We start from the raw sequence: 22,971 nt of genomic DNA, 5'->3' as shown, positions 1-22,971 counted from the left end.
CCGTTCGACTTGCCAACTTTTGCCTTCAATCAGTCTTTCGACCTGAAAAGCTTCATGACAGTCGCCTGGTCTCCGGAATCATCTCGAGCCGCATATACCGGCCCGCAGACTGCGGAGACCATTCTTCGAGTATAATCCGTCTCAAAAGGTCTTCACCTTCCAAACTATACTCTAGCGCATTTCCGTTGGAGCATCCGCACCGATTATCGTCAATCCGGAGGTCAGCACATCGGAAACAACCTGTACCAGCCCTAGCCTGGCTAGCGACAAGTCTGGATCGTTAACCTTAATAAAACGTAAGTCCGGGTTCTCCGTGCCTCTATTCCATTGCGAATGGAACGCGCTGGCGAGGTCATAGAGGTAGAAAGCAAGCCGGTGCGGCTCCTGATGAATGGCCGCAGCCTCGATCAGGCGCGGATATTCCGCGAGCTTGCGAACGAGCGCGATTTCGCTTTCATCGGTAAGCTTGCTGAAATTCGCAGCCATGCCGACCCGGTCGAGATCGGCCAGCCCGAGCTGATCGGCTGCCTGACGGAAAACCGAATGGCAACGTGCGGAAGCATACTGCACGTAGAAGACCGGATTGTCCTTCGACTGTTCCGTCACCTTGGCAAAATCGAAGTCCAGCGGCGCGTCGTTCTTCCGGTAAAGCATCATGAAACGGACCGGATCGCGGCCGACTTCGTCCACCACGTCGCGCAGCGTGATGAACTCGCCTGCCCGCTTCGACATGCGCACAGGCTCGCCATCGCGGAAAAGCTTGACCAGCTGGCAGAGCAGCACCGTCAGCTTCGCCTTGCCATCGGAAACAGCCCTTGCAACCGCTTCCAGACGCTTGACGTAGCCACCATGATCGGCGCCCAGCACATAGATCATCTCGTTGAAGCCGCGGTCGTATTTGTCCTTGAAATAGGCAACGTCGCCGGCAAAGTAAGTGAAAGCACCGTCAGATTTCATCAGCGGACGGTCAATGTCGTCACCCACTTCGGTCGAACGGAACAGGGTCTGCTCGCGATCTTCCCAGTCCTCGGGAAGCTGGCCCTTCGGCGGCGGCAGCTTGCCCTTGTAGACATGGCCCTTGAGTGTCAGGTCGTTGATTGCATTGCGAATCGCCCGGGCGTGATCGACATGCAGCTTGCGTTCGGAGAAGAACACGTCATGGTGCACGTTGAGCGCATCGAGATCGGCGCGGATCATCGCCATCATGGCATCGATCGTGCGATCCTTCACCAGAGCGAGCGCTTCGGCTTCCGGCATTTCGAGAAGCCTGGTGCCGAATTCCTTTGCAAGTTCCTGGCCGACCGGAACGAGATAGTCGCCGGGATAAAGGCCAGACGGAATTTCGCCGATATCTTCGCCCAGCGCCTCGCGGTAACGCACCATGACGGAGCGCGCCAGCACATCGATCTGCGCACCCGCATCGTTGATGTAGTATTCCTTGACCACATCATAGCCTGCAAATTTCAGCAGGTTGGCCAGAACGTCGCCCACGACCGCGCCACGGCAATGGCCCACATGCATGGGGCCGGTCGGGTTCGCCGAAACATATTCGACATTGACCTTCGTGCCGGAGCCGAGCTTGGAACGGCCGAAATCCGTGCCTTCGTTGAGCATCGCCGCGAGTTCGCGCTGCCAGTAGCTGGCCTTGAGACGCAGATTGATGAACCCCGGACCGGCAACATCGACGGTTTCCACATCTTCGTCCGAGGCGAGGGCTTCGGCGATGCGGCTGGCAAGTTCACGCGGGTTCTGGCCGACAGCCTTGGAAAGCACCATTGCAGCATTGGTGGCGATATCGCCGTGGGATGCATCTCGCGGCGGCTCGACACCGATGCGCGAGAGGTCCAGTTCGCTACCGTCTTTCGGTTTCAGATCAATATCTTGCAACGTCTTTTTGATACGTGCGTCGAAATCTGCAAAGATATTCATGGTCTGTCCTGTCAGGCTTACGCCGGGCTTTGTTTTGTCGCATTGTCCGATGCAAAACCGCTTCGCACTTTTGGCTCGAAAATGCCTTGATTTTCTGCGGAATCCAGCCGGTTTGCCGACAATGCCGCTTCGTTTAGCCCCGATTAAGCTAAATCGGGTGTGCGGTCAAACAATCGTCGGTGTTCTCGCACGGCATAATTGTCAGTCATCCCGGCAAGATAGTCGGCAACCCGCCGCGCCCGTGCCGCTTCATCCAGCCGCTCGCAGCCCGATTGCCACTCGGGCGGCATGTTTGAGGGATCGGCGAAACAGACATCAAAAAGGTCCTGCAATATCTTGTCGGCGGCGTGCCTGCGCACCACGACGCTGTCGTGGAAATAAAGATTCTTGAAGAGAAAGCGCTTCAGCACCTTTTCATCGGTTCGCATGGCGTCGGAAAATGCCACCAGCGCACGCGATTGATCATGCACGTCATCCACGCTCTTCGGTTTTGCCGCAGCCAGACGGCGCTGCGCTTCCTCAATCACGTCTTCCACCATGATCGTAATCTGCCGGCGCACAAGTTCATGTCCGGTTCGCACGGGGTCGAGATCGGGATAACGCGTCCGCACCAGATCGAGCAGGCGTTTCGTCAACGGCACTTCGTCCAGCGCATCGAGGCTCAAAAGCCCTGCCCGCAAGCCGTCATCGATATCATGGGCGTTATAGGCGATATCGTCGGCAATGGCCGCGCACTGCGCTTCCAGACTGGCAAATCGCGTCAACTCCAGATCATAGCGTTCGTTGAAATCGAGAATCGGCAACGGAACCGGGATATCCGGATGCGTCGCATGAGCGCCAAGCAAGGGGCCGTTGTGCTTGACCAGCCCTTCCAGCGTCTCCCATGAGAGATTAAGGCCATCGAAATCGGCGTAGCGATGCTCAAGCTTGGTCACGATTCGGAGCGACTGCGCATTGTGATCAAAGCCGCCGAAGGCTTTCATGCGCTCGTTGAGCGCCTCCTCGCCCGTATGGCCGAATGGCGTGTGACCGAAATCATGCACAAGCGCCACCGCTTCGGCCAGATCTTCATCGAGCCGCAACGCGCGGGCCAAAGCGCGGGCAATCTGGGCAACTTCTATCGTGTGCGTGAGACGCGTGCGGTAATGATCGCCCTCATGGGCGATAAAAACCTGCGTCTTGTGCTTCAGGCGGCGAAAGGCGGTGGAATGGATGATCCGGTCGCGATCCCGCTGGAATGGCGTGCGGGTCGGGCTTTCCGGCTCCGGCACCAGACGGCCACGGCTGCGCGCAGGATCACAGGCATAGGGCGCGCGTTCGCGATAACCAAAGCCTATTCCTTCCAGCGACATTGCGATGCATCCCTCACTGTAATATGATTACACAAACCGGTGCGGACCCGGTACAGACATTGACTTCCGCTATTCGCGTTCATAGCTATCAGCTAATCATGAAGGCAAGTATGCGGCTATCGGAATTCTGGAGAAATCGTCCGGTTCGATATTCGCATTTGCAAACGGAACAAGGCAGATGACAGGCATTACCGTTTCAGATTCCGCGGCAAAGCGGATCGCCAAGATTCTCGGATCGGAACCGGGAAAGACTGCCCTCCGCGTTTCTGTGGAAGGCGGCGGGTGTTCCGGGTTCTCCTATAAGTACGATCTGGTGGATGAGCAGACCGACGACGACATCGTTATCGAAAAGCTCGGCGCGAAGGTGCTGATCGATTCCATTTCGGTTCCCTATATGGATGGTTCGGAAATCGATTTCGTCGACGATCTGATGGGACAGTCGTTCCAGATCCGCAATCCGAACGCCACTTCGGCCTGCGGCTGCGGAACCAGCTTCGCCATCTAACTGGAACCCACCAAAAAATTAAAACCGGCTGCCGTGTGGCGGCCGGTTTTTTCATGGCTGCGGGAAAACAACCGGCCTCAAACCTTGACCGAAGCGACCGTCGCCTCGATGTGGTCCACCAGTGCATCCGGCAGGCCGAGACGACCGGCCAGCATATCCAGATATCCGCGTTCAGCCCGGTTATCCGGGTCTATTGCAAGGCGGGAAGCCGTATAAAGCTCGACCTTCTGTTCCTCAGTCTGCGCGGCTGAAACCAGAACATCGAGATTAACCGGATCGGCAAGTTCCTTTTCAAGGAAGGCTTCCGCCTCATCGTCCAGACCGGAAATCCTCACCTTCTCCATGATGCGAGCGCGCTCGGCGTCGTCGATATGGCCGTCGGCTTTGGCGGCGGCAATCATCGCCTGCACAAGCGTCAGCGCAAAACTGTTGCTCATTGCCGGAGATTGCGGGTGAAACGGAGAATCGGCCGGAGGCGGCGGAAGAAGTTCAGGCTCCTTCGCAACGGGCTGTTCTGCCGTCTGCGGCGCCTGACCGGATTTGTAATTCTTGTAGGCAAGATATCCCAAACCGGCGATGGCAGCGATACCGCCCACGGTCGCCACATTGCCCGCGAGCTTGCGCCCGGTCTTCGTGCCAAGAATGGCGGCGGCAATGGCGCCTGTCGCAAGCGGGTTCTTCTTTGCCAGATCGGTCACCTGCCCGGCCTTGTCGCGGACGCTTCCCGACGTACCGGGTATTTGTGATCCCAGAAACTGTTCGAGAAGTTTCTTGGCGTCGAACATTCGAATATCTCCTGTTTGGCTCCTGTCCAGAGCAGATAGGAATGCCAAACCGCCAATCAAAGGGGCGCGCGCCGAAATATGAGCGGATAGTGAAATTGCAGCCGATGAAAAGCTGTGACGCGCGATTGCACGCTGCTTGCCCTCACCTCCCCAAGCGCATAATCATAGCGGTATGAAAATCGCGACCTGGAACATCAACGGCGTCAAAGCCCGCATCGACAATCTCCTGCACTGGCTGAAGGAGTCCTCGCCCGACATTGTCTGCCTGCAGGAAATCAAATCGGTCGATGACCAGTTTCCGCGACTGGAGATCGAAGCGCTCGGCTATCATGTGGAAACACACGGCCAGAAAGGCTTCAACGGCGTAGCACTTCTGTCGAAAAAATCGCCGGATGAGATAAATCGCGGCCTTCCCGGCGACGACAGTGATGAACAGGCGCGCTTCATCGAGGGTGTCTATTCGACCGACAAGGGCATTGTCCGTGTCGTTTCACTTTACCTGCCGAATGGCAATCCGGTGGACACCGAGAAGTTTCCCTACAAGCTTTCGTGGATGCAGCGGCTGGAGCTTTGGGCCAGAGACCGCCTCGCCCTTGAAGAGCCGCTTGTGCTTGCCGGTGACTATAACGTCATTCCTGAACCGGAAGACGCCAGAAATCCGGGCCAGTGGGTTGGCGATGCGCTCTTCCAGCCGCAATCGCGCCAGGCATTCCGCAGGCTGGAGAATATGGGGTTCACCGATGCAATCCGTGCGTCAACGGATGAAGCCGGGATTTACTCGTTCTGGGATTATCAGGCCGGTGCATGGCAGAAGAACAACGGCATCCGCATCGACCATCTGATGCTTTCGCCGGAAGCGGCCAACCGCTTCATATCGAGTGACGTGGAAAAGCACGTCCGTGCCTGGGAAAAGCCATCCGACCATGTGCCGGTTACGATAAGGCTTGCGGTCTGAGAAGACCCAAATCGAAGACGATCAGAAATCGCCCTTGTAATCGCCAGAGAGAGCGATCGCGTTGCGGCGGTCCGCTTCACCGGCAATCGAGAACGCCTGTTCCTGCATATCGCGTATCCACGGGCAATCCTCGGCGGGGCAGCGTTCGAAAGCCGCCGTCATCATGGCAAGGCCGCGAACGGTCTTCCCAGCCTGAAACAGCATGTTTCCAAGCATGGCCTGCGCACCGGCATTGCCTTTCTTGGCTGCAAGCTGGAACCAGCGGGCTGCCTGGACGGAATTGCGTTCTCCGCCGTCTCCATCGAGCAGCATCTTGCCAAGCTCGAACTGGGCTGCGGAATCACCGAAATTCGATGCAGCCTGCACATAAAGATCGCGCGCCATGCTCGGATTGGCATGAACCGGCGACCCCGGGATGCCGCGCTTTACATAACCTGCGAGCGCCACGAGGGCGTCAGCCACATAGGAATCGTTTTCCGAACCCGGCTCCGAACCTTCGCGAACGATCTTTTCAAAAATCTTGTAGGCTTCGTAGTCGTTTTCAGGCACGCCGTCGCCATCGGCATACATGCGGGCCAGTTTCCACTTGGCGCCCTGATGACCGCGATCCGCAGCATAGCGCAGCGCCTTGATCGCTTCGTCCTTATGACCGTTCTTGTAAGCGGAGAAGCCGAACTTGAACAGTTCAAACGGGCTTCTCGACTTTTCTGAATCGTCATTGAGATCGAAAGCAAAGGCGCTGTTGCAGGCAATGGCAAAGCCGAGAGCCATGGCAAGGGCGCTATATGAAAAACTGCGGATACGCATCACAACGCTGGTCTTTCACACTCAGTGGAGGAAACATTCATGGAGGACAGAATGCACGCTGTTTTCGTCAAGACTGAGACCCGATCTTGGCCGAAAAAAGCCTTGCCATGATGGGAAAGAATAAAAGGTGCGTGAACAGGGTTCATCCTGTTCCCAATCCGTTTGCCGTGCAACAACGCGCCCTTCGTCATTCCTGCCTGTCCTGTTGGAGCTTGCGGCTCCCAATATTTTGGTGGCTTCTGCCTTTCCAATGATCGGTGACGCCTGTTTGTGGCGGGAAATGGGCAAAATCTACCATAGCTCTTTCTAGCCTAAAGCATCGGTAAAGACTGTTGCTAATTGACAACAAACCGGCTGTTGTTGCGGACGAAAATCCGCTCCTGTTGACGCCATCGACACGAGCCCGCAGTCTGTCTCAATCAAGGATGCAAGGGAGTCGGGAAGCGCACCCATGAGCAGATACCGCCGTCCCTACAGACGTCCCTATCGCCAGCCCCGCAAAAGCAACGGCATAAGTTTTTGTAGTATCCTTTTGACTATATTGCTTTTTTCTTTTTTAGCCGTGCTGATCGCCTATCTGCCGATCCGGTCGGCGCCCAGAGAGGCATTGGCGGGTCCGGTCTATGTGATTGACGGCGACACGGTAATCCTTGGCAAGATTCATATACGCCTCAAGGGTATCGACGCGCCGGAGATGCAGCAGCAATGTATCCGGGCTGGAACGTCTTACGATTGCGGCAGGGAAGCCCGTAACCTGCTGCGATCCAGAATCGGCAAGTCCTCGATTCGCTGCGAGACGGAAGGACGGGATCAGTATGGCCGCGAGCTGGCGCGCTGTTATCTTGGAGAAACCGATCTCAACGGCTGGATGGTCGAACAGGGCTGGGCCGTTTCCTATGGCGATTATCAGCGAGAGGAAAGAGACGCCCGCCGCGGCAAGCGCGGCATCTGGGCCGGAAAATTCGAGCAGCCCTCCCTGTGGCGCAAGGAACACCACAGCCCGAACGTTGGACAGCCAACCGAACACAGACCGCCGCTGGCTGTAATACGCGATGCGTTTACCTATATAAGGGACCACATTCGCACCTTCATTGAAATGATCTATCCCCAATGAACTATCCACGGAGCTGATGGAATTCATGGAAAAACTGGACGAGCTCAAACACTCGATCCGAGCCTGCCGTATCTGTCGCGACACACCGCGGTTTCCGCCGCCCCTGCCGCACGAGCCCAATCCCGTCTGTATCGTCTCGGATACCGCGAAAATCGGCATTTGCAGCCAGGCTCCCGGCATTCGCGTCCATAACACATCGTTGCCGTTCAACGACCCGTCCGGGGACCGCCTGCGGCAATGGCTCGGCGTGTCACGCGAAGAGTTTTATGATCCGTCACGCTTCGCCATCGTACCGATGGGCTTCTGCTTCCCGGGCTATGACAAACATGGCGGCGATCTTCCGCCGCGCCGCGAATGCCGCCAGACGTGGCACGACCGCGTTTTCGCCGCGATGCCGCAGCTGGAATTCATTCTGGTGGTCGGGCAATACGCCCTTGCCTATCACCTGCCCGACTATCGGGGCCGCAATCTGACCGAGACCGTTAGGAACTGGCGGCATTTCATGGAGACGCCCAATCAGGCGGGGCGAATCGCGCTGCCCCTGCCTCACCCTTCCTGGCGCAACTCCGGCTGGCTCAAGCGAAATCCGTGGTTCGACGCTGAAGTGGTGCCTGTTCTTCAGGCAAAAGTGCGACACCTCATCGGCGACGATAAATAATTTTTACTCCATGCGTTTTCATCAGAATATTTTTCCTGTAACTTCCGGTCATTGCAAACCATAAGGTATGACGTTTCACCTATTCGCAAAGTTCGGGAAACGATTTCTAAAACCGGGAACGGAAACGCATGGACAGGCTCGACAGGAAGATACTGCGCTTATTGCAGGAAGACGCGACACTTGCGGTGGCAGACGTTGCCAAGAAAGTTGGCCTTTCCACGACGCCGTGCTGGCGCCGCATCCAGAAGCTGGAAGAAGATGGCGTCATCAAGCGCCGCGTGGCCATTCTCGATCCGGTTCGCGTCAATGCGCGGGTGACGGTGTTCGTATCGGTGCGCACAAGCTCGCACAGCCACGAATGGCTGAAGCGCTTTTCCGAAGTGGTTCAGGAATTTCCTGAAGTCATCGAATTCTATCGCATGAGCGGTGACGTGGATTATCTGCTGCGCGTGGCCGTGCCGGACATTGCCGCCTATGACGCCTTCTACAAGCGCCTGATCAGCAAGATCGAAATTCGTGACGTGTCGTCGTCCTTCGCCATGGAGCAGATCAAATACACGACCGAACTGCCGCTCGATTACATGGTGCTCGACAAAGACAACAACTAGAGCGGCTCCAGTTAAAAACGGAATCGTGGAACCGCTCCAAATATTTGTTTCGTCGCATTCAAGCACTTGTTTAAAAGAAAAGCCCGCTCGATAGCGGGCTTTTTTGATGACCTGGCGACCGTTATTTCGAGCCGGATATTCCAGCCTGTTCGAACGTCGCCATACCGCCATGGCACAGTGCCGCCGCCTTGACGATACCGGCTGCGAGCGCAGCACCCGTTCCTTCTCCGAGGCGCATTCCCATGTCGAGCAGCGGCTGCTTGCCCATCTTCGCGAGAAGCTTGCGATGGCCCGGCTCGGCGGAAACATGCCCGAACAGGCAATGATCGATGGCTTCCGGATTGGCGGCATAGAGCACCGCCGCAGCAGCGCTTGCCACGAAGCCATCGACGATGACCGGGATTTTTTCCATGCGCGCCGCGAGGATTGCGCCAGCCATGGCCGCGACTTCACGGCCACCAAGGCGGCTCAAAACCTCCAGCGGGTCCTGCAGATGCGCCTGATGGAGCGCAACCGCCTTGCGCACGGCGGCAAGCTTGCGCTCAAGCAGCTCACCCGTCGAGCCGGTGCCCGGTCCAACCCAGTCTTCCGCCGTTCCGCCGAAAAGTGCCAGCGCGATGGCCGCCGCAATCGTGGTATTGCCGATGCCCATTTCGCCGATGCACAGGAGGTCGGTTCCACCGGCAATCGCTTCCATGCCGAAAGCCATGGTTGCGGCGCAGGTGCGCTCATCCATGGCTGGCTCTTCCGTTATGTCGCCTGTCGGGTGTTCCAGCGCCAGATCGAAAACTTTCAGCCCAAGATCGTTAGCGATGCAGATCTGATTGATCGCAGCGCCCCCGGCGGCAAAATTTTCGACCATCTGTGCCGTCACGCTCGGCGGAAACGGCGTGATGTTCTTGGCCGTGACGCCATGATTGCCGGCAAACACCGCAACCAGCGGGCGATTGATCTGCGGGGTGCGCTTTCCGGTCCATGCGGCAAGCCATGCCGCGATCTCTTCCATGCGCCCCAGCGAACCTGCGGGCTTCGTCAGCGTAGCCTCACGCTCGCGAACAGCCCTTTCCGCCCCCAGATCAGGCCCCGGCAGATTGCGGATCAGTTCCCGGAAATCGTCAAAAGGTAGGCCGCTGGCGCTCATAGGTTCAGTCCAATCAAAGATGGGAGATGTAAATTCGTGGGGCTCGTCCTATAAGCACTGACGCGAATTTTCAAATCACCTCTTTGAGTTGAAGCAACATTGAGGCGAATTATCGCGAAAATCCGGGCCGGAAACAAAGTGGAACAGTGACTTGCAGCGAAATAGTCTCCTTGGCGACACGATCCGCAGCCTCGGCTTTCTGAGCCGCTTGCCGCTTCCGCAACGCTGGTTTGAAAACGGCGATGATTCGTTGCCGCGCAATGCACGGGCATTTCCGCTCGCGGGAGCGGTGCTGGGCCTGTTGGCGGGTATCGTGCTTTACGCGGCCCATGGAATGAACCTTCCCCCCCTTGCCTGTGCGCTGCTCGCGATTGGCGCGCTGGCGGCGATGACCGGCGCGCTACACGAAGATGGGCTGGGCGATACTGCCGATGGCTTTTTCGGCGCCTCTTCCGCTGATCTCAGGCTGGACATCATGAAGGATTCCCGCATCGGGACTTTCGCCGCGCTTGCCCTGATCGTCCTTGTCGGTGTGAAAGCGTCTTTCCTGATCGCGGTCATCGACCGTGCGGGCGCAGGATATGCAGTGCTTGCGCTGATTGGCTGCGAATCGGCAAGCCGCGCTGGCATGCTTGCGTTCTGGCATGCCCTGCCCTCGGCGCGTCCGGGCGGGCTTTCCGACAGTGTCGGCCAACCACAATGGGAGACCGTTGTTTGCGGCTCCGGCATCGGGCTGGCCGTTCTTGTCCTTACACTGATACCTTCCGGCGGTTTCCTGTCGCTCATTAATGCGCTGGTGTTGGTGACCGTCCTGCTTTTCGGCTTCGCCCGACTTTGCATGGCAAAAATAGGCGGACAGACGGGAGATACTCTGGGCGCGGCACAGCAGATCGGTTCGATTGCCGTGCTCGCCGGGCTTGTCATGGCCCTTTGATGCAACCACATTGCATCCATGGATATGTCAACCATCGAATCCCCGTGCATATTGATATGCACGATCGACACGGAAACCGGTTTCTGCCTCGGCTGCGCGCGGACGCTTGACGAAATCGCATGCTGGTCCAGCATGAGCGCGGAAGAGCGAACAGCCGTCCTGTCGCTTCTCGCCGACAGGCACGAAATCATCGTAGAAAAGAGAATTGGCTGATGGGGCGCTTTTTCTGGCTCATTATTGCGGCAGTCGCGGTTGTTGTCCTGCTGCTGATGTCCAACAATGACGGCGGCTCAACGCTGGGCATGGACAATGACGTGTTTGCCCGCGCCGCCTATCTGGGCATTTGGGGCGTCGTGCTTGCCGCCGGCCTGCTCGGTTCCGGTATCAAACTGACCGACTTTGCGCGCAACATGGCCGTTTGGGCCGTGATCATTCTCGCCCTCGTTGCGGGCTACCAGTACCGTTACGAGTTGCAGGACGTTGCAAGCCGGGTCACGGCGGGGCTTGTACCGGGAAGCCCTATTTCGGGCCGCAATGCCGATGGTGCGCTGACTGTAACGCTTGCAAAGGCTGCCAACGGCCATTTCGAGGTGAACGGACGTGTGAACGGCGCACGCGTTCATTTTCTGGTCGATACCGGCGCGTCCTCGGTCGTCCTGTCCCAGCAGGATGCGGAGCGCGCAGGCATAGACACCGCCTCGCTCAACTATTCCGTTCCGATCATGACGGCCAATGGCACGGCAAGCGCGGCAGTCATCACCATCGCCAACTTGCAGATCGGCGATATCGAACGCCAGAATGTGCGCGCCATGGTGACGAAGGAAGGGCTGATGACCGGCAGCCTGCTCGGCATGAATTTTCTGCAGACGCTCGGCGGTTTCACCGTCCGCGGCGACCAGCTTATTCTGATCGATTAAGCTGCTTCTGCTGCCGCTTCGGTCACGACGGCATGGGCCTGACGCAGCACATCGCTGGTTGCCCCCGGCTTGGTGGCATCCGTCGAAAGGATTTGCCGCCAGCGCCGTGCACCCGGCTGTCCGGTAAAAAGCCCGACCATATGGCGGCTCACATGGGACAGCCTGCCGCCCGCCGCGATATGGCGATCAATATAAGCGCACATCTCGTCGATGATGTCTGCCATCGAGGTATCGCGCTGTTCGCCGCCATAAAGGCGCACATCCACCTCTGCCAGAAGTTCAGGATTGTGATAAGCGGCGCGACCGAGCATCACCGCGTCGACCATCTGCAAGTGTTGCTCTGCCTCATCAAGCGTATTGATGCCGCCGTTAATGCCGACGAAGACATCGCCGAGCCGCGCCTTGAGGCGATAGACGCGATCATAGTCGAGCGGCGGAATCTCGCGGTTCTCCTTCGGCGAGAGCCCTTTCAGCCAGGCCTTGCGGGCATGCACCCAAAGCGCATCCGCTCCCGCGTCAAGCGTCATATCGGCCAAAGTGTCGAGCGCAACCTCCACATCCTGATCGTCAACGCCGATGCGGCATTTGACTGTGACAGGCACGGAAACCGCCTCCTTTATGGCTGAAACGCAGCGCGCCACCACATCCGGGGTCTGCATGAGGCAGGCTCCGAATGTACCGGACTGCACGCGATCCGATGGGCAGCCGACATTGAGATTGATTTCATCATAGCCGTAATCGGCGCCGATCTTCGCCGCCTCTTTCAGCTTTGCCGGATCGGAACCGCCAAGTTGCAGCGCCACGGGGTGTTCGGCTGCGTCGAAGCCCAGCAACCGGTCGCGCGGGCCATGGATGATGGCATCCGCCACGACCATTTCGGTATAGAGCAATGCATGGCTGGAAAAGAGCCTGTGAAAATAGCGGCAATGCCGGTCCGACCAGTCGATCATGGGCGCAACGGCAAAACGAACGTTCGGATAGTTGCGATTTTTTGATTTTGTTTCAGTCATTTATACAACAATCCTGAGAATGCGATTCAGTCGCGGTCGGCGCTTTCGACATTTATTCAAGTTCGGAAGGGTGCCAAAAGCCACAATTGATCGAAATGATCAAGTTTCGCCGCCATCGCGGCCACCAGCGCTTTATATAGTGAGGCGCAGAAAAAATTCACACCAGAGACAAACTCTCGTCCCTCCGCGACTGTCTTCTCGCCGAAGACGCACTATGATTGAGTGCAGAAGCATTCCCGATTCTCATCTGCATAATTCAAGGAAATTCGGCGTGACCTCCTTTTCCCCTTTCGGCAAATCATTCGATGCGTTTCTGTTCGACATGGACGGCACGATATTGAGCTCCATCGAGGCAACCGAACGGGTGTGGAGCGAATGGGCGATACGCCACGGCATCGATCCGGTTACATTCCTGCCGACCATCCACGGTGTTCGCGCAGTGGAAACCGTCCGCCGCCTTGCCTTGCCCGGCGTCGACCCGATCCGCGAGGCGGAAATATTGCTTCAGGCCGAAATGGCCGATCTGGAAGGCATCGCGCCCATCGATGGCGCGCATGAGTTTCTGAGCGCGCTGCCGGAAGACCGCTGGGCGATTGTAACCTCTGCGCCGCTCGAACTGGCGCGCCGTCGCGTCGCGGCCGCGGGATTGCCGATGCCCAAGACCATCGTGTCAGCCGAAGATGTCGAGCGCGGCAAGCCGAGCCCTGAATGCTTCCAGCTTGGCGCGAAACGGCTTGGATTCGATCCGCACAACTGCCTTGTGTTCGAGGATGCGCCAGCCGGTATCGTTGCCGGAGAAACTGCCGGTGCGAGCGTTGTCGTAGTAACCGCGACGCATCCGCATTCGCCCCAGACTTCCCATCTCAGCATCCAGAGCTATCGCAATCTGCAGCTCGATATCCTGAGCGACGGCAGGCTGGGGCTGGAACCGACGGCGCCCGACCCTGTAGGCTAAATAACCCGCCGCCCCTCGCGCCAGACGGTGCGGATGATGGGAACGTGATCGGCGATCTGTACGCGGACGAGGTCGGCCCGCTTGCCGGCAACGATCTCGCCGCGATCCTCCAGCCCCACGGCGCGCGCAGGATTGGCGGAAACCAGACGAATGGCCTGCGGCAAGGAGATGCTTTCCACGACATCGGCGAGGAAAAAGGCCGATTGCATCATGCTGGCCGGGATATAGTCCGACGATATGATGTCGAGATTTCCGGCTTCGGCCAGTTCACGCGCGGAGACATTTCCAGAATGCGAACCGCCGCGCACCACGTTCGGCGCGCCCATCAGAACCGACATACCGGAAACTTTTGAAGCCTTGGCAGCCGTGTGGGTCGTTGGAAATTCGGCAACGCGTATCCCCTGCGCCTGCGCCTCCGCCACATGCTCGACCGTCGCGTCGTCATGGCTTGCGAGAATAACCCCGCGCTGATGGCACAGTTCGGCAATCGCCTTGCGCGTCGGTGCGGAATATTGCTGCGACTGGCCGATACGGCGCTCGCAATAGAGCCTGAACTCCTCTTCCGAGAATTTCAGCTTGCGGAGGAAATAGGTCTTGTAGCTTTCGATATCGGTAAACTGGCGCTGGCCCGGCGCGTGATCCATCAGGGACACCAGCCTGACCAGCGGCTGGTTGCCGAATTTTTCAAAGGCCGGAAGGCAATCGGGTGCTGAAACCTCGCAGCGCAGATGCAGGAAATGGTCGGCGCGCAAGCGCCCCGCCGCGCGGCCCTCGGCAATTGCCGAAGAAAGCTTGCGCATATCATCGATACCCGTTTCGGCGTCGTCATCGAAGCCGATGCGCAGGGCGTCGAAAACGGTGGTGATTCCCGAGGCGGCAATCTGTGCGTCGTGCGCCTGCACGGCGGCAATCGGGTTCCAGCGCACTTTCGGGCGCGGCGCATAGTGCCCTTCGAGATGATCCGTATGCAGTTCGACCAGACCGGGCGTCAGGAAGTCGCCTTCCATATCCTCGCCGGTACTGGATGCACCGGCGGAAATATCGGCTATCCTGCCATCCACGAGCTTCAGGGAACCGAGGACAACGTCGTCGGCCAGCACGATGCGTGCGTTGCGCAGAACCGTTTCATTTCCCATTGGTTATGGCCTCCCAACCGCTCGTGAGGCGCGAGCCGATGCTGCCTTGCCGCCTGTCAGTGGATGCAGTGAATGAATCTGGAAAGGCGCCCCTTTCTCAGGTTCCACGAACAGGGCGAGATTCGCAACCTCCACGGCGTCATCCAGCAGCGGCGTGAAGAATTCATCCAGCGTCCGCTCCACGCGAGCGCGGTCTTTCTCCTCCACCGGTCCGGTCAGGGTCATGTGAAAGCGGAATTCCTCAAAAACATAAGGATAGCCCCAGCGCTCGATATTGTGCCGCTGCGCCTCGCTGAGACGTTCCGGCCGTCGCCGGGCTATTTCCGCCTCGGTGAGCGGGGCGCGAAACCGGTCGAAGGCAACCACGACATCGTTGGCGAGCTGGTTCAGCTCGGCCACCGGTTCTTCGGGCACAAGCGCGAAGAACGGCCCAATCGCGTGAAGTTTCAGGCGGGGAATCGTGACAGGCGACGCCGACGAAGCAAAATGCATCAACGCGGAAAGCAGATCGTTTTCCGTGTGTTTCTCATCCAGACGGAAGGGAGCCTTCATCGTCGCATGAAAGCCGTAGCGGCGCGGCTCTTCGGTCAGTTGGGCGATTTCATCGGTGGCAAGCGAGCGAATCGCAGGCATCTTTACCGGCTCGCCACTGAACGCATTGCGTCCGAGCCAGTTTGCGGCAACCTTCAAAAGCGCATCGTTGGATGGCGGCGTGAAATAAATCGCATAACGCATGTCAAATCCTTAGGCGAGGTTCGCGACACGACGTCAGCGGAACTCCAGAATATCAGGCAATGCATCGCGCTTTTGAAAAGCTGTCCCGCTTTGGGAAGCGATGCGGTCGGCGGATGCTTACACAATGAATGTGGCAAGTCGATAAAGGCCGGATGACAGCTGACGAAATGCCGACAAACCAATTTTACATAGCCGCAAATTAGTATAGGCGTTAGCCCCATTGGAAGTGAGGAGACTGAAATGGGCGGATTTGCGTCTATCGGCGAATGCATGATCGAGCTTTCTGGCAATGAAGGCGACCAGTGGCGCATGGGTTTTGCGGGCGATACGCTCAACACTGCGTGGTACATGCGGGCGCTGATGGAAAAATCCTATCCCGTCGAATATGTGACCGCCTTCGGCGAGGACAGTTTCTCCCAGAAACAGCGCGTGTTCCTGACCTCAAACGGTCTCGGTATCGCCCATAGCCCCATCATCGACGGGCTGCATCCCGGCCTTTATGCAATCACGCTCAACGGCGCCGAACGCTCCTTCACCTATTGGCGCAGCGACGCCGCCGCAAGGCGTCTGGCCAGTGACCGCGAAGCGCTGGAAAAGAGCCTGACCGGGCGCGACATCATCTATTTTTCGGGTATTTCGGTCGCCATCATCCTGCCCGAGCATCGCGACACGTTCTTCGACGTCCTGCGGCAATGCCGCGCCGCCGGTTCGCGGATTGCCTTCGACCCGAATTTCCGCCACCAGCTGTGGCCGGACCGCAAGGCCGCGCAGGATATCATCAGCGAAGCAATGCGCATTGCCGATATTGCGCTGCCCACCTTCCCGGACGAACAGGCGCTCTTCGGCGACAAGGACGCCAGCGCCTGCGCTGATCGCCTTGCCGGGCTTGGCGTAAAAGAGATCGTCGTCAAGGACGGCACGGAACCCGCGCTCGTCGCCACCGGCGAGGAAAGAGTGCTGGTGCCTTCCGTCGTTGCGCAAGCGGTGGACACGACGGGCGCAGGAGACAGCTTCAACGGCGCCTATCTCGCGGCGCGGCTGAACGGGCTTACCCCGGTGGAGGCAGCCCGCAAGGCGCATCTGGTAGCAGCCCGCGTGGTCGAGATACGCGGCGCGCTTGCCCCGATGGAAACCGCACGCGCCGCCTTTGCCGATTAGGGCGCGTTTCGATCGGACTGGGATCAGATCGGCGCTCTAATCATTTGTTTTGACGCGCATCTTTTCCGAAAACCGTTTCACACTTTTCGGGATGCGCTTTAATTATCTTTCGCGTGAAAAGCTGAAATGGCTGGTCTGGGCGTAAATCTCGCCCGGACGCAATATTGCCTGCGGGAAATACGGATATTCCAGCGATCCGGGCCATATCTGCGGCTCCAGGCAGAAGCCTGCATGTTTTCCGTAGGGCTTGCCCATAAGGCCGATGCAGTCATTGGCCATGGTGTTTCCCGCATAGAACTGAACGCCCGGCTCCGTCGTCGATATATCGAGGCGAATGCCGGAGCGCGCGCCCTTCACTGACGCGCAGGGACGCAATGGCCCGCGAGTCGCAGCCAGACAGAAATTGCTGTCATACTGGACCTGGGCGCCGTTCTCCTCGAAGCGAATCGGGCGGAAATCCCGGAAATCATATGGCGTCCCTTTGACCGGCAGCACGCGCCCGTCCGGAATGAGAGCTTCATCGACCGGCATATAGGCATCCGCCTCGATTTTAAGCTGGTGATCGAGAATATCGCCCTCGCCGCCATCATCGAGATTGAAGTAGCTGTGATGCAGCAGGTTGCAGACGGTCGTCTTGTCGGTCACCGCCTCCAGCCGAACGATGAGCGTTCCGTCCGCATTGAGCATGTAGGTGCAGCTTACATTCAGGTTGCCGGGAAAGCCCATTTCGCCGTCGGCGGCCACCGTGGCCAGCGTCACGAAATCCGGCCCCGTCCCTGTTATCTTCCAGACGCGATTGCCCAATCCCTTGCTGCCGCCATGCAGATTGTGGCGGCCCTGAAAATTCGGCTCGACCTCATAGGTCGTTCCGTCCAGTTCAAAGCGGGCATTGCGGATACGGTTGGCCGAACGGCCCGCAATCGCCCCCAAATGCGGCGAATGCGCCGGATAATCGGCAAAGTCGCGATAACCGATCACCAGCGGGGCTTCGTGGCCCTCCATGCGCAAATCCTGGATGGCCGCGCCCCAGCTTATGATCCTGGCCGTCAGCGGGCCGTTGGAGATAGTGAGCCGGTGAACCGCCTGCCCGTCCGGTGCATACCCAAAGATTTCCGAATTCACGTTTGCCCGCCTGTAAATGATGCAGCGTTGAGTTGCCCATGAATCCGCATCCATGCGCGGGACGCAAGATGCAAGATGATCAAATAATGATTTTGAACATAACTTGATCGATCAGGATGACAGATGAATTTCGGACTGTTTTCCCGCGGGAAACTGATGTTATCATGGCATGTAAATTATTGATTATTATGGCTAAAGACTAATTTAGAGGCTTTTCAAATGAAGTCGAATTTCCAGAAAGTCATGCCTTATATTTTCAGTGAAGAAGGCGGTTACGCAAACAACCCCGCCGATCCCGGCGGCGCGACCAATATGGGCATCACCATCGCCACCCTGTCTGCATGGGAGGGGCATCGCGTATCGCCGGAAGATGTACAGAACCTGACCGCGGCCACCGCCACGAAAATCTATCAGGCGCAGTTCTGGAACAAGATCGACGGCGACAACCTGCCTTCCGGCATCGACTATGCGGTGTTCGACTTTGCAGTCAATTCAGGCCCCGGGCGCGCGGCCAAGATGCTGCAAGGCGTCCTGGGCGTGCCGGAGGATGGCGTGATTGGCGCGAAGACGGTTGCGGCTGCGAGCATCCGGCCTGCCGGCGAGATCATCAATGCATTATGCGACGCCCGTGCATCCTGGCTGAAAGGCCTGTCGACGGCTTCCATCTTCGGAAAAGGCTGGCTGGCGCGCGTTGAGCGGGTGCGGGCCCGCGCGCTGGCGCTGGCTGACAAGTCGCCGGTCCCTCGCCCGGTTTCCGCCCTGAACGATGTAGCGCCGACGAAAGCACGTCAGGGCGATACGGCGGTCACATCCGCTTTGATGCACCCTGAAGCTCTGGGTACGATGGGAAGCGCGGCATCGGGCCTCGCGGCGATCGTATCGGGGAACGGACCGGTTCAATATGCGCTGGCGATCGTCATGTTAGCCTGCGCCGCCGTCGGTCTGTGGTACTTTATCAGGCGGGTCAGAAACGAGCCCTGACCGCATCGCAATAACTCGGTTTTGAGAATATTTCCAAAACAAGAGTTTGCCTTTATGTTGCGCTTCGCATGTTGCGCGCCTTATATGCGCTTTCGACAGACCGGTGCTTATGAAAGTATTATGACTTTCCCTATCACCGGAAAAACGCTAGACACGCGCAAACAGTCAGATGCGTGCCAACTGTGGCACCGCCATGAATAAAGGAATCGAAACTTGTCCTCTACTTTTGACAAAGTCGCCGACATCATCGCCGAAACCAGTGAAATCGACCGTGACACCATCACGCCAGACAGCCACACCATCGACGATCTGGGCATCGACAGCCTCGACTTCCTCGACATCGTCTTTGCAATCGACAAGGCTTTCGGCATCAAGATTCCGCTTGAGCAGTGGACCCAGGAAGTGAACGAAGGCAAGGTTCCGACCGAAGAATACTTCGTTCTCAAGAACCTCTGCGCGAAAATCGACGAGCTGGTCGCAGCCAAGAAAGGCTGATCCGGCACATTATATGGCGGTATTGAGGGGTGGACAGAAATGTTCGCCCTGATTCCGTTTCTGGAGCAGTCTCAGCACCGACGGACAAACGGCACCCATGCAGAACAATAAAGTCGTCATCACAGGCATCGGCATCATCTCCTCGCTCGGCGAAGGGGTCGATGCGCATTGGAACGCTTTCTCGAAGGCCGGTTCCGAACCGCGTCTCGAAAAGCACGCCTTTGCGCCCTACACCGTTCACCCGTTGGGCGAAGTGGACTGGAGCCTGCAAATTCCAAAGCGCGGCGACCAGCGCCAGATGGAAACCTGGCAGCGCCTCGGCACCTATGCCGCAGGGCTGGCGCTTCAGGACGCAGGCATGAAGGACGATGAAGCGCTCTGCGCGACCATGGACATGGTCGTGGGCGCAGGTGGCGGCGAACGCGACATCACCGTCGACATGCAGATTCTGGACGAAGGCCGCGTCCGCAACGACCGCGGCGTCATGCTGAACGAGAAGCTCTCGACCGAACTGCGCCCGACGCTGTTTCTGGCCCAGCTTTCCAACCTGCTCGCGGGCAATATTTCCATCGTGCACAAGGTCACGGGTTCCTCGCGCACCTTCATGGGCGAGGAAGGTTCCGGCCTTTCGGCCATTGAGACCGCAGCCGCACGCATCCGCACCGGCCAGAGCACCCATGCACTGGTTGGCGGTTCGTACAATGCCGAACATTTCGACATGATTCTCGGCCATGAGCTTGGCGGTCTGCTCAAGCATGACGGCTGGGCGCCGCTCTGGGAGCGCGACGGCTCAGCAGGCGGCGGCATGATCTCCGGTTCCGGTGGCGTCTTCCTCGTTCTCGAAAACGCCGAACATGCCGCAAAGCGCGGCGCCCGCGCCTATGCGGAAGTGGCCGGAATTGAAAGCGCGCAGATCCGTCGCGACAATGCCGATCTTGCGAACGCCGTGCGCGAACTCGTGCTTGCCGCCAATGACGGCAAGAACCCGTCCTATGTCGTCTCCGGTGCTTCCGGAGCCCATGCGGCGACCGCTGCGGAGAAAACCGCGCTGGACGCTCTCTCGGCATCCTATCGCGGCATTTCCGGCCTGACCGGCCATTTGCGCGAGGCGCAGTTCCCGCTGGCGCTGGCGCTTGCAGCCATTTCGGTCTGGAAGGGCGAGGCTTTCGCGCCGCTCGATGCCTCCGAAAAGGACGCCGGTGGCCCTGTCAGCGAGGCAATTGTCACCATCGTCGGCGCAACGCGTGCCGAAGGCGCAGCAAAGCTGGTGAGAGTATAAGATGACGAAATATACAGACCATCTCGGCCGTCCCATTGTCGCCATCACCGGCGCTGGCGTGGTTTCCTCGCTCGGTCAGGGCAAGGAAGACAACTGGGCTGCATTGACCAGCGGCAAATCGGGCATCCACACCATCACCCGCTTTCCGACCGACAATCTCAATACGCGCTTTTCCGGAACGGTTGATTTCCTGCCTGAAAGCGACGTGGGCGCATCGGCGCTTTCCGAAGCGCTGGCCCGGCTCGCCGGTGAGGAAGCCCTCGCCCAGTCCGGGCTTTCGTCGACGGATTTCGGCGGTCCGCTGTTCCTGGCGGCGCCCCCGGTCGAACTCGACTGGAAAAGCCGCTTTGCACTCGACGCAACCGTGAAGGATGAAGGCCCGGCAAGCTATCAGCTTCTGCTGGAAGCCTGCCGTCGCGCGCGTCAGGACGAACTCTTCAACACGACCCAGTTCGGCTATATCGCCGAACGCCTGTCGGAAGCTTTCGGCACGCGCGGCCTGCCGATCACCCTTTCGACCGCCTGTGCCTCGGGCGCGACTGCGATCCAGCTCGGGGTGGAAGCCATTCGTCGCGGCGAAAGCGACCGGGTTCTCTCTATCGGGACCGATGGTTCCGTCTCTGCCGAAGCGCTCATTCGCTTCTCGCTGCTGTCAGCCCTTTCGACGCAGAACGACAGGCCGGAAAAGGCTTCCAAGCCCTTCTCCAAGGACCGCGACGGCTTTGCCATGTCGGAAGGTTCCGGCGCACTGGTCATGGAGTCGCTGGAAAGCGCCGTTGCGCGGGGCGCCAGGGTTCTGGGCATTCTGGCCGGGTGCGGCGAAAAGGCCGATGATTTCCATCGCACACGCTCCAAGCCGGACGCCTCGCCTGCCATCGGCACGGTGCGCGCCGCGCTGGCAGATGCGGGCCTGACCGAAGATCAGATTTCCTATATCAACGCCCACGGCACCTCGACGCCGGAAAACGACAAGATGGAATATCTGGCGCTCTCGACCGTATTCGGTGAAAGGCTTGCCTCCATCCCGGTTTCTTCCAACAAGTCGATGATCGGCCATACGCTGACCGCAGCGGGTGCCATCGAAGCCGTCTTCTCGCTTCTGACGATCCAGACCGGCACGTTGCCGCCGACCATCAATTACGACAATCCGGACCCGGCTATCCCGCTCGATGTCGTGCCGAATGTGAAGCGTCAGGCGGAGGTCTCTGCCGTGCTTTCCAACTCGTTCGGTTTCGGCGGACAGAATACGAGCCTTGTTTTGGCGGCAAATCCGAATTAATCCGTCCGGCAACGAACTTAAATTCCTGATGATCCCGGAAGGCGGAAGCTCTCCGGGATCATGCCATGAAAGGAACAGCCCATGCGCGCCTTGCAGCTTCTTGATGATCGCCGCCTTGAAATCACCGATATCACACCCCCACCTGCCCCCGGCATCGGCGAGGTGACGGTACGCATCAAGGCCGTCGCGCTCAACCACATCGATGTATGGGGCTGGCGCGGCATGGCGTTTGCCAAGCGCAAGATGCCACTCGTCATCGGCGCGGAAGCTTCCGGTGTCGTCGATGCCGTCGGCCCCGGCGTTTCCAATCTCCTGCCCGGCCAGCTTGTGTCGATCTATGGTGCGCGCACCTGCGGTCTTTGCCGCGCCTGCCGCGAAGGCCGTGACAATCTGTGCGAGCATGTCGGCGGCGTGCATGGTTTCCATCTCGACGGCTTTGCCTGCGAAGCCGTGAACCTGCCTGCCCGCCTGCTCGTTCCGGCCCCTCCCGGCGTGGACGCCATCGGCGCTGCCGTCGCCCCCGTCACCTTCGGCACTGTCGAACACATGCTGTTCGACAATGCCAAGCTTGAGCCGGGCGAAACCGTGCTCGTTCAGGCAGGCGGTTCCGGCATCGGCACGGCGGCGATCCAGCTTGCCAAGAAGATGGGCTGCACGGTCATCACCACCGTCGGCTCCAACGACAAGATCGAGAAAGCCAAGGCGCTCGGGGCCGATCACGTCATCAACTATCGCGAAGACCGCTTTGAAGGCGTGGTGCGCAAGCTCACCAAGAAGAAGGGCGTGGATGTGGTGTTCGAGCATGTGGGCGCGGACACCTGGGCCGGCTCGATGCTCTGCATGAAGCGCGGTGCGCGTCTCGTCACCTGCGGCTCGACCTCCGGCGTTTCCACCAACATGAACCTCATGCAGCTCTTCCAGCAGCAGCTCAAGATTTTCGGTTCCTTCGGCTGCCGCATGGAAAACATGGCCGATGCGATGCAGAAGATGGCGCGCGGCATCGTGCATCCGGTCATCGACACCGTGGTCGGCTTCAACGATATCGACACGGCGCTGAAGCGCATGGAAGGCCGCGACGTGTTCGGCAAGATCATTCTTGAGATCGACTGAGCCGTA

At 58.7% G+C, this 22,971-nt stretch carries 24 protein-coding genes; 15 read left to right on the top strand and 9 right to left on the bottom strand.

What is annotated here, in order from left to right; all coding sequences use genetic code 11:
• Positions 1 to 171: 171 nt before the first annotated feature.
• The gene (gene argS / locus ACOWVS_RS04940; protein ID WP_021585050.1) at positions 172 to 1,929 is read right to left on the bottom strand and encodes an arginine--tRNA ligase; all 1,758 of its coding nucleotides are present in this window, start codon (positions 1,927 to 1,929) and stop codon (positions 172 to 174) included.
• Positions 1,930 to 2,072: 143 nt separating this feature from the next.
• Positions 2,073 to 3,281: a deoxyguanosinetriphosphate triphosphohydrolase gene (locus tag ACOWVS_RS04935; RefSeq protein WP_021585049.1), complete on the bottom strand. Its 1,209-nt coding sequence runs from the start codon at positions 3,279 to 3,281 to the stop codon at positions 2,073 to 2,075.
• Positions 3,282 to 3,459: 178 nt separating this feature from the next.
• On the opposite strand from ACOWVS_RS04935, the gene erpA reads away from it, so the two are divergent.
• Complete coding sequence (gene erpA, locus ACOWVS_RS04930; RefSeq protein ID WP_006471759.1) at positions 3,460 to 3,786, top strand: iron-sulfur cluster insertion protein ErpA; 327 nt, start codon at positions 3,460 to 3,462, stop codon at positions 3,784 to 3,786.
• Between the two features lie 77 nt (positions 3,787 to 3,863).
• On the opposite strand, the gene ACOWVS_RS04925 is transcribed toward erpA, so the two are convergent.
• Positions 3,864 to 4,571, bottom strand: a complete 708-nt coding sequence (locus ACOWVS_RS04925) for a tellurite resistance TerB family protein (protein ID WP_021585048.1) — start codon at positions 4,569 to 4,571, stop codon at positions 3,864 to 3,866.
• A 172-nt stretch (positions 4,572 to 4,743) separates the two neighbouring features.
• On the opposite strand from ACOWVS_RS04925, the gene xth reads away from it, so the two are divergent.
• Entirely contained in the window at positions 4,744 to 5,526 is a 783-nt protein-coding gene (gene xth, locus ACOWVS_RS04920) for an exodeoxyribonuclease III (RefSeq protein WP_021585047.1), read from the top strand.
• A 21-nt stretch (positions 5,527 to 5,547) separates the two neighbouring features.
• On the opposite strand, the gene ACOWVS_RS04915 is transcribed toward xth, so the two are convergent.
• Positions 5,548 to 6,333: a tetratricopeptide repeat protein gene (locus ACOWVS_RS04915; RefSeq protein ID WP_021585046.1), complete on the bottom strand. Its 786-nt coding sequence runs from the start codon at positions 6,331 to 6,333 to the stop codon at positions 5,548 to 5,550.
• 451 nt (positions 6,334 to 6,784) lie between these two features.
• Between ACOWVS_RS04915 and ACOWVS_RS04910 the strand changes: the two genes are divergently transcribed.
• The 3 genes from ACOWVS_RS04910 to ACOWVS_RS04900 all read left to right on the top strand — a co-directional run bounded on the left by ACOWVS_RS04910 (position 6,785) and on the right by ACOWVS_RS04900 (position 8,713).
• The gene (locus ACOWVS_RS04910; RefSeq protein ID WP_031345975.1) at positions 6,785 to 7,447 is read left to right on the top strand and encodes a thermonuclease family protein; all 663 of its coding nucleotides are present in this window, start codon (positions 6,785 to 6,787) and stop codon (positions 7,445 to 7,447) included.
• Between the two features lie 16 nt (positions 7,448 to 7,463).
• The gene (locus tag ACOWVS_RS04905) at positions 7,464 to 8,105 is read left to right on the top strand and encodes a uracil-DNA glycosylase family protein (RefSeq protein WP_006466650.1); all 642 of its coding nucleotides are present in this window, start codon (positions 7,464 to 7,466) and stop codon (positions 8,103 to 8,105) included.
• 128 nt (positions 8,106 to 8,233) lie between these two features.
• Positions 8,234 to 8,713, top strand: a complete 480-nt coding sequence (locus ACOWVS_RS04900; RefSeq protein ID WP_006466649.1) for an Lrp/AsnC family transcriptional regulator — start codon at positions 8,234 to 8,236, stop codon at positions 8,711 to 8,713.
• Positions 8,714 to 8,834: 121 nt separating this feature from the next.
• Here the strand turns inward: ACOWVS_RS04900 and cobT are convergent, their stop codons facing one another.
• Complete coding sequence (gene cobT, locus ACOWVS_RS04895) at positions 8,835 to 9,854, bottom strand: nicotinate-nucleotide--dimethylbenzimidazole phosphoribosyltransferase (protein ID WP_006466648.1); 1,020 nt, start codon at positions 9,852 to 9,854, stop codon at positions 8,835 to 8,837.
• A 151-nt stretch (positions 9,855 to 10,005) separates the two neighbouring features.
• Here cobT and ACOWVS_RS04890 point away from each other — a divergent pair, with 151 nt between their 5' ends.
• From ACOWVS_RS04890 to ACOWVS_RS04880, 3 genes are read left to right on the top strand one after another with little or no spacing between them, the layout of a single operon-like run.
• The gene (locus ACOWVS_RS04890; protein ID WP_021585044.1) at positions 10,006 to 10,788 is read left to right on the top strand and encodes an adenosylcobinamide-GDP ribazoletransferase; all 783 of its coding nucleotides are present in this window, start codon (positions 10,006 to 10,008) and stop codon (positions 10,786 to 10,788) included.
• Positions 10,789 to 10,806: 18 nt separating this feature from the next.
• On the top strand, positions 10,807 to 11,001 hold the full coding sequence (locus tag ACOWVS_RS04885; protein WP_021585043.1) for a DUF1289 domain-containing protein: 195 nt from the start codon (positions 10,807 to 10,809) through the stop codon (positions 10,999 to 11,001).
• Positions 11,001 to 11,705 carry a TIGR02281 family clan AA aspartic protease gene (locus tag ACOWVS_RS04880; RefSeq protein ID WP_021585042.1) on the top strand — a complete coding sequence of 235 codons (705 nt, stop codon included), beginning with the start codon at positions 11,001 to 11,003 and terminating at the stop codon, positions 11,703 to 11,705. Before ACOWVS_RS04885 ends, ACOWVS_RS04880 begins: the two co-directional genes overlap by 1 nt.
• On the opposite strand, the gene dusA is transcribed toward ACOWVS_RS04880, so the two are convergent.
• On the bottom strand, positions 11,702 to 12,715 hold the full coding sequence (dusA, locus tag ACOWVS_RS04875; RefSeq protein WP_021585041.1) for a tRNA dihydrouridine(20/20a) synthase DusA: 1,014 nt from the start codon (positions 12,713 to 12,715) through the stop codon (positions 11,702 to 11,704). The two genes, ACOWVS_RS04880 and dusA, sit on opposite strands and share 4 nt — an antisense overlap.
• A 271-nt stretch (positions 12,716 to 12,986) precedes the next feature.
• On the opposite strand from dusA, the gene ACOWVS_RS04870 reads away from it, so the two are divergent.
• The gene (locus ACOWVS_RS04870) at positions 12,987 to 13,670 is read left to right on the top strand and encodes an HAD family hydrolase (protein ID WP_021585040.1); all 684 of its coding nucleotides are present in this window, start codon (positions 12,987 to 12,989) and stop codon (positions 13,668 to 13,670) included.
• Here ACOWVS_RS04870 and ACOWVS_RS04865 read toward each other — a convergent pair.
• On the bottom strand, positions 13,667 to 14,806 hold the full coding sequence (locus ACOWVS_RS04865) for an alpha-D-ribose 1-methylphosphonate 5-triphosphate diphosphatase (RefSeq protein WP_021585039.1): 1,140 nt from the start codon (positions 14,804 to 14,806) through the stop codon (positions 13,667 to 13,669). The two genes, ACOWVS_RS04870 and ACOWVS_RS04865, sit on opposite strands and share 4 nt — an antisense overlap.
• Positions 14,807 to 14,809: 3 nt before the next feature.
• Positions 14,810 to 15,541, bottom strand: coding sequence for a DUF1045 domain-containing protein (locus ACOWVS_RS04860; protein ID WP_006471770.1), 732 nt, complete (start codon positions 15,539 to 15,541; stop codon positions 14,810 to 14,812).
• A 240-nt stretch (positions 15,542 to 15,781) separates the two neighbouring features.
• Here ACOWVS_RS04860 and ACOWVS_RS04855 point away from each other — a divergent pair, with 240 nt between their 5' ends.
• Positions 15,782 to 16,699: a sugar kinase gene (locus tag ACOWVS_RS04855; RefSeq protein ID WP_021585038.1), complete on the top strand. Its 918-nt coding sequence runs from the start codon at positions 15,782 to 15,784 to the stop codon at positions 16,697 to 16,699.
• 102 nt (positions 16,700 to 16,801) lie between these two features.
• Here the strand turns inward: ACOWVS_RS04855 and ACOWVS_RS04850 are convergent, their stop codons facing one another.
• Positions 16,802 to 17,821, bottom strand: coding sequence for an aldose epimerase family protein (locus ACOWVS_RS04850; RefSeq protein ID WP_031345972.1), 1,020 nt, complete (start codon positions 17,819 to 17,821; stop codon positions 16,802 to 16,804).
• Positions 17,822 to 18,040: 219 nt separating this feature from the next.
• Between ACOWVS_RS04850 and ACOWVS_RS04845 the strand changes: the two genes are divergently transcribed.
• The 5 genes from ACOWVS_RS04845 to ACOWVS_RS04825 all read left to right on the top strand — a co-directional run bounded on the left by ACOWVS_RS04845 (position 18,041) and on the right by ACOWVS_RS04825 (position 22,965).
• Positions 18,041 to 18,802: a glycoside hydrolase family 108 protein gene (locus ACOWVS_RS04845; RefSeq protein ID WP_021585036.1), complete on the top strand. Its 762-nt coding sequence runs from the start codon at positions 18,041 to 18,043 to the stop codon at positions 18,800 to 18,802.
• 213 nt (positions 18,803 to 19,015) lie between these two features.
• Entirely contained in the window at positions 19,016 to 19,297 is a 282-nt protein-coding gene (locus ACOWVS_RS04840; protein WP_006466638.1) for an acyl carrier protein, read from the top strand.
• Between the two features lie 97 nt (positions 19,298 to 19,394).
• A complete protein-coding gene (locus tag ACOWVS_RS04835; protein ID WP_021585035.1) occupies positions 19,395 to 20,576 on the top strand; it encodes a beta-ketoacyl-ACP synthase in 1,182 nt (393 codons plus the stop codon).
• 1 nt (position 20,577) lies between these two features.
• Positions 20,578 to 21,855, top strand: coding sequence for a beta-ketoacyl-ACP synthase (locus ACOWVS_RS04830; RefSeq protein ID WP_021585034.1), 1,278 nt, complete (start codon positions 20,578 to 20,580; stop codon positions 21,853 to 21,855).
• An 81-nt stretch (positions 21,856 to 21,936) separates the two neighbouring features.
• Entirely contained in the window at positions 21,937 to 22,965 is a 1,029-nt protein-coding gene (locus ACOWVS_RS04825) for a zinc-binding dehydrogenase (RefSeq protein WP_006471776.1), read from the top strand.
• Positions 22,966 to 22,971 lie beyond the last annotated feature (6 nt).

It is taken from the genome of Brucella sp. IR068 (assembly GCF_049065885.1).
GTDB classification, from domain to species: Bacteria; Pseudomonadota; Alphaproteobacteria; order Rhizobiales; family Rhizobiaceae; genus Brucella; species Brucella intermedia.
This window is presented reverse-complemented; position numbering and strand designations above follow the sequence as displayed.

What these genes read in the sequence shown, in the direction of transcription:
- argS (WP_021585050.1), bottom strand. Translation starts at nt 1,929, where the DNA reads ATGAATATCTTTGCAGATTTCGACGCACGTATCAAAAAGACGTTGCAA.
- ACOWVS_RS04935 (WP_021585049.1), bottom strand. Translation starts at nt 3,281, where the DNA reads ATGTCGCTGGAAGGAATAGGCTTTGGTTATCGCGAACGCGCGCCCTAT.
- erpA (WP_006471759.1), top strand. Translation starts at nt 3,460, where the DNA reads ATGACAGGCATTACCGTTTCAGATTCCGCGGCAAAGCGGATCGCCAAG.
- ACOWVS_RS04925 (WP_021585048.1), bottom strand. Translation starts at nt 4,571, where the DNA reads ATGTTCGACGCCAAGAAACTTCTCGAACAGTTTCTGGGATCACAAATA.
- xth (WP_021585047.1), top strand. Translation starts at nt 4,744, where the DNA reads ATGAAAATCGCGACCTGGAACATCAACGGCGTCAAAGCCCGCATCGAC.
- ACOWVS_RS04915 (WP_021585046.1), bottom strand. Translation starts at nt 6,333, where the DNA reads ATGCGTATCCGCAGTTTTTCATATAGCGCCCTTGCCATGGCTCTCGGC.
- ACOWVS_RS04910 (WP_031345975.1), top strand. Translation starts at nt 6,785, where the DNA reads ATGAGCAGATACCGCCGTCCCTACAGACGTCCCTATCGCCAGCCCCGC.
- ACOWVS_RS04905 (WP_006466650.1), top strand. Translation starts at nt 7,464, where the DNA reads ATGGAATTCATGGAAAAACTGGACGAGCTCAAACACTCGATCCGAGCC.
- ACOWVS_RS04900 (WP_006466649.1), top strand. Translation starts at nt 8,234, where the DNA reads ATGGACAGGCTCGACAGGAAGATACTGCGCTTATTGCAGGAAGACGCG.
- cobT (WP_006466648.1), bottom strand. Translation starts at nt 9,854, where the DNA reads ATGAGCGCCAGCGGCCTACCTTTTGACGATTTCCGGGAACTGATCCGC.
- ACOWVS_RS04885 (WP_021585043.1), top strand. Translation starts at nt 10,807, where the DNA reads ATGGATATGTCAACCATCGAATCCCCGTGCATATTGATATGCACGATC.
- ACOWVS_RS04880 (WP_021585042.1), top strand. Translation starts at nt 11,001, where the DNA reads ATGGGGCGCTTTTTCTGGCTCATTATTGCGGCAGTCGCGGTTGTTGTC.
- dusA (WP_021585041.1), bottom strand. Translation starts at nt 12,715, where the DNA reads ATGACTGAAACAAAATCAAAAAATCGCAACTATCCGAACGTTCGTTTT.
- ACOWVS_RS04865 (WP_021585039.1), bottom strand. Translation starts at nt 14,806, where the DNA reads ATGGGAAATGAAACGGTTCTGCGCAACGCACGCATCGTGCTGGCCGAC.
- ACOWVS_RS04860 (WP_006471770.1), bottom strand. Translation starts at nt 15,541, where the DNA reads ATGCGTTATGCGATTTATTTCACGCCGCCATCCAACGATGCGCTTTTG.
- ACOWVS_RS04855 (WP_021585038.1), top strand. Translation starts at nt 15,782, where the DNA reads ATGGGCGGATTTGCGTCTATCGGCGAATGCATGATCGAGCTTTCTGGC.
- ACOWVS_RS04845 (WP_021585036.1), top strand. Translation starts at nt 18,041, where the DNA reads ATGAAGTCGAATTTCCAGAAAGTCATGCCTTATATTTTCAGTGAAGAA.
- ACOWVS_RS04835 (WP_021585035.1), top strand. Translation starts at nt 19,395, where the DNA reads ATGCAGAACAATAAAGTCGTCATCACAGGCATCGGCATCATCTCCTCG.
- ACOWVS_RS04830 (WP_021585034.1), top strand. Translation starts at nt 20,578, where the DNA reads ATGACGAAATATACAGACCATCTCGGCCGTCCCATTGTCGCCATCACC.
- ACOWVS_RS04825 (WP_006471776.1), top strand. Translation starts at nt 21,937, where the DNA reads ATGCGCGCCTTGCAGCTTCTTGATGATCGCCGCCTTGAAATCACCGAT.